General features: G+C 40.5%; 3 protein-coding genes. 2 read left to right on the forward strand and 1 reads right to left on the reverse strand.

Annotated features, from left to right (window positions below; translation table 11 throughout):
- Nucleotides 1-820 precede the first annotated feature (820 nt).
- The gene (locus AB1444_16145; protein MEW6528187.1) at nucleotides 821-2,332 is read left to right on the forward strand and encodes a Gfo/Idh/MocA family oxidoreductase; all 1,512 of its coding nucleotides are present in this window, start codon (nucleotides 821-823) and stop codon (nucleotides 2,330-2,332) included.
- 29 nt (nucleotides 2,333-2,361) lie between these two features.
- The gene (locus tag AB1444_16150) at nucleotides 2,362-3,714 is read left to right on the forward strand and encodes an MFS transporter (GenBank protein ID MEW6528188.1); all 1,353 of its coding nucleotides are present in this window, start codon (nucleotides 2,362-2,364) and stop codon (nucleotides 3,712-3,714) included.
- A 9-nt stretch (nucleotides 3,715-3,723) separates the two neighbouring features.
- Here AB1444_16150 and AB1444_16155 read toward each other — a convergent pair.
- Nucleotides 3,724-4,952, reverse strand: a 1,229-nt coding sequence (locus AB1444_16155; GenBank protein MEW6528189.1) for a thiamine pyrophosphate-dependent enzyme, incomplete at its 5' end; no start/stop codon positions are given.

A 4,952-nucleotide genomic window follows, 5' to 3' on the forward strand; every position in this document is an offset into this window, starting at 1 on the left:
CAATTTCTGGAACGGGTATCTTTAGTTCACGTGAGATATCGTTGATATCCTCACCCTGTAATAACCGTAATACTATGTCTTCCTTTTTCTTAGCACTTATCCTTTTCATACGTACAGTTTGTGACATACCAGCCTCCGATTTCAACCAATATTTATGCTAATTCTGTGCTCGGTTAGAATCGGGGCCAGTATATCCTCTTGATTCATTATATATTTTATTACAATATCTTTTTGAGTGCGTGAATAAGAAAAAGCTCCATATCCCTACTGCCATTGAAATTTTCTTCTGACAAACTTGCTTTCATTTTTTTAATGACACAAAATCTTTTATTTATTCCGGTATAGCATTTCAGAGTTCTGGCTAAAACTTTTTATATGCCTCTCCATAGGGTTAAATTCTAAAGAGCAAAATCCTTATTGTCGATCTTTGCTCTAAACTCAGCATCAAGTGTATACTTTAGATGCCTGTTCTTTACCAAAAAGTGGATTTTAATTTGTGCTTTTGCATGTTTTGGTTTCATAGGTTTATAGCGATACTACCCCTCTTGTTATTAGGAAATATTTTATATTTCACTTTTACAATAATTTTATAATGCTTACGCATTGCTACGGTATTGTATATAAAAATATTTATTTTCAAGCTTTTTTTACTACCTAACAGCATATATTCATTTTGCATTTTTTACCAAATATGATAACCGTTATTTACTCTTGGATTATTGTAATGCAGTTGATAATAGCAATATGGATTTTTATCAATAAAAATCATATTGACATATATGCAATGTCATTTTATAATGTGCAACAACTGGAGGGAGCCATGGAAAAGATAGAAAAGATACATGTTGGCTTTATTGGTTTGGGGCGTATAGCCGATCTGCATTTTTTAGGGTATAAAAACAACAAATATGCAAAACTATATGCTGTATGTGATATCAACCAGAAGCTGGTTGAGCAAAGAGCCAAGCAGTGGCACGCAACTGCTGCATACACTGATTATAATGATCTGCTGAACGACCCCCACATTGATGCTGTTGAAATTTTGACTCCTCACTTGCTTCATGAGCCAGTGGTTATAGCAGCAGCAAAAGCAGGAAAGCACATTGCCCTGCAAAAACCCATGACTGTTGATCTTGCAAGTGCTGATCGCATTCTTAACGCAACAAAAGGCACCGGCAAAGTTTTTAAAGTTACCGATAACTATACGTTTTATCCGCCCATTCGCCTTGCAAAAAAAATTATAGAAAATGGGGAGATAGGCGCTCCCATTGCAATCCGCATTAAATTTATTGGCGGTGGAAGCGGTGGCTGGTATGTGCCACCTGAGGCCTGGCAGTGGCGGCTGAAAGAAAACACTGAAAGCGGTGGAGTACGCGGCTTTGATACGTTTGATCATGGGCATCACCTGTGGACAACTGCCTGGTATTTATGCGGAAGTGTAGAACGCGTGGCTGGCTGGATTGATTCCATTGATGGCATTATTGATGCTCCTTCTGTGATGATATGGAAGCATAATAATGGCGTGTATGGCTCAATTGAATTTGTGCATATGCCTGCACTTAAAATTCCTTCAAAGTATTATGCCAATGATGAATGGATAGAGGTAAGCGGAACACAGGGTATAATCATTATACACCGGTGTACTGGGAATATTAATAAAGGGCCTGCCGTGAGCGTGTTTACCAGTAAAGGCTGGAAGCATTATAATGAAAAGAGCGACTGGGCATTGGGATTTATTGGTGCAACTCATAACTTTATTGAATCAATATTGGGCAAAGCTCAACCAATGCTCTCAGGTCAAGATGCGCGTGATGTTTTGCGCTTTTCATTAGCAATACAAAAATCGGCTAAAGTGCGCAGGGAAGTCTATACAGAAGAGCTTGATGCACCATTCCCTGCATTGTATTATTATTTCAGGCATCGCAAAGACATCGCAGCAGCAAAACCAAAGAAAAGTTTGCTTGAGCGCATTGGACTTTCTGGGAATACATCACAGTATGCTCCACAGGCAAAGGAATTGACCGATGAATTTTTAAAGCGATATAATCCTGATGCAGTGAAACAATGGACAGTAACTATCGCCCTGAATATTGAACCTGATGGTGAAGCTCAAGGATTTTGCTATGGCATTATGATTAATAATAGCGTGTTAACAGTAAAGGAAGGAGTGCTGCCACAAAAATGGGACATGAAGATAACAGTTCCTGCGGGCCTGTGGGCAGCAATTTTACTGAAGAAAAAAAGAATTGAGATGGCATATCTTCAGGGGCGCATAAAGATTGAAGGGAAATCCGAGGAAGCGTTGAAATTACGGGCTGCATTTGGAATATAGTTACATTTTATTTTTGGAGGAGAGGGGACATGAAAACAATGTCAGATAGCTTATCCATAAAGACAAAGATAGGATATGGACTGGGAGATTTTGGCGCTAATATGGTATTTCAGTCGGTTGTTTTGTACCTCATGTTTTATTTAACCGATGTGTTTCTTATTACTGCTGCGGCTGCTGGTACAATATTTTTGATTGCAAAGATATGGGATGCAGTGAGCGATCCCATGATGGGATATATCTCAGATAAAACACGGAGCAGGTGGGGGCAAAAGCGGCCGTATTTACTTTTTGGTGCTGTTCCTTTGGGGCTTTCCATGGCACTTTTGTTTTATGCACCATCACTTGGTGATGAAGCAAAGACACTGTATGCACTGGTGATGTTTTTGCTTGTATGTACTGCCTACACGGTTGTCAACATCCCGTATGGCGCATTGACTGCAAACCTTACCCTTGACAGCAATGAGCGCTCACGCCTTACCGGTTACAGGATGTTTTGTGCTGTGATTGGTACATTATTTGTAGCTGGTGCAACTAAACCGCTTGCAGGGCTTTTTCACAATCCTGTTGACGGGTGGCGTTTTGTTGGCGTATTATACGGAAGCATAGCTGCCATTTTTACTCTTATAACGTTTGCGTCAGTTCGGGAGCGTGTGCAACACAGTGAAGCAGAAGAATACCGATTGAAGGATATTGCAACAACGCTATCAGTGAATAAACCGTTTATATTTCTTTCAATTGGTGTATTCATGCACCTGTGTGCTATAGGTGTGCTGGCTTCTATGGTTAACTATCTGTTTAAATATAACTTTAACAAAGAAGACTTTATCCCTGTTGCATTTTTGTCCATGTTTGCCACTGCTGCTGTTGCAATTCCTTTATGGGTTTTTATTTCAAATAAACTTGGTAAAAAGCATGCGTTCAATATGGGGATGGGTTTGCTTGCTGTTATTCTGGTTGTTCTGTATTTTGCAAAGCAGTTTAATTTTGCTTTTTTTACCGTGCTTTTTGTTGCAGCAGGGGTAAGTGTTTCCACAGTGTTTTTTAGCCCATGGGCCATGATTCCTGATACTGTGGAATATTCACAGTGGAAGACGGGATTGCGAAGGGAAGGGATTATCTATGGATTTTTTTATTTCAGTCAAAAATTAGCGGCAGCATGTGCGGGGTTTATTACTGGAGTGGGCCTAACAGTATGTGGATATATACAGCCAAAGTTAATAGACAACGTATTAACAGCACAGATTCAAAGTTTTGATACACTTGCAGGGCTTAAGATTCTTACAACACTTATACCACTGGCATTAATTGTTTGCGGAATTGTTTTTATAAGTCTTTATCCTATAGATGAAAAGATGCATAAGGACATTTTGCAAAAAATTTGATTTTTTATCTTACCATCCCAGCCGGTGATACTCTTCCTGAACCTGTTGGCACCAGTTGCCCACGTTCCAGCTGCCAAATACGCCCATGCCGCCCAATTCATCTTGTCCATAGTACACAGGAACATGAATGACCGATAGTCCCTGGTAAGAGTGTGCTTGTTTTAATGCCTGCTCTAATTCTTGATAGGAATACCCGCCAAAAAGACCCTGTACCCCTTTTACTGCGTTTGCCATTGCCACGTAATCTACTTCCACAGAATCAGATGTTTTGTATTCATTGCCATATTGAGCATACTGCAATCCAGTAATAGCCGACATCCTTCGGTTATCGAATATGACAATGATACCCTGTGCGTTATGCTGTACTCCGTCAATAAGTATCTGTGGATTCATCATGAAGCTTCCATCGCCACAAAATGCTATCATTGGTTTATTCAGAATTCCGGATACAAGCACCGATGATGACGCAAATCCCATGTATGAAGCGCCGGTCTCGGTGATCGTCTGCCCTTCGTGTTCATCCTCAACAATCTGGAATCCATTGGCCTGAACATCGCCAGCATCAAATACTTTGATGTAATTATGGTTGTCAGCAAAATCGCATACGGTTTTTATTGCGGCAGGCTGGGTAAGGACTTCTCGTTTCCACACATCATCATATAGTGTGGGATTATCAAAACGTAGCTTTTTGAATGATTGCCACTGTGCTTTTTTTTCTTGTAAGGCAGCAAGCCACTGTGATGAACTATCGCCTTTTTTAATTCCTGAATCCTTTACATGTTTGATAAACTGCATAAGATTTAACTTAGCATCGCCAACGATTGAAATGCATTTATTATAGTGGAATGCATGGTTAGGATTTATGTTGAAGTTTATGATAGTTTGAGCTTTTTTCCATGCTGTTCCTGAACAATCCCACTGGCAGACTGCACGCGTGCCGATGACAACCACCACGTCCGCTTCATTCATGGCATAGTTTCCACACAGTGAGCCCTTTGAACCGCCCACACTCATATACCGCGGATGCGAATATGGTACAATGCCGGTGCTCGAAGGCCCGCTCACAATAGCCGCATCCAGAAGGTTGGCAAGCTCAATAATTTCTTTCCTGCAACCGTGTGCACCGTTACCAATTTTGATGGTTATCCTTTCTGCATCGCGTACCACATTGGCTGCTCTGGCAAAAATTTCATCATTAGCGCATGCAACAGGAGCATGCTTATACGCTGAAGGCAACT

It is taken from the genome of Spirochaetota bacterium, from assembly GCA_040756435.1.
Classification (GTDB): Bacteria; Spirochaetota; UBA4802; order UBA4802; family UB4802; genus UBA4802.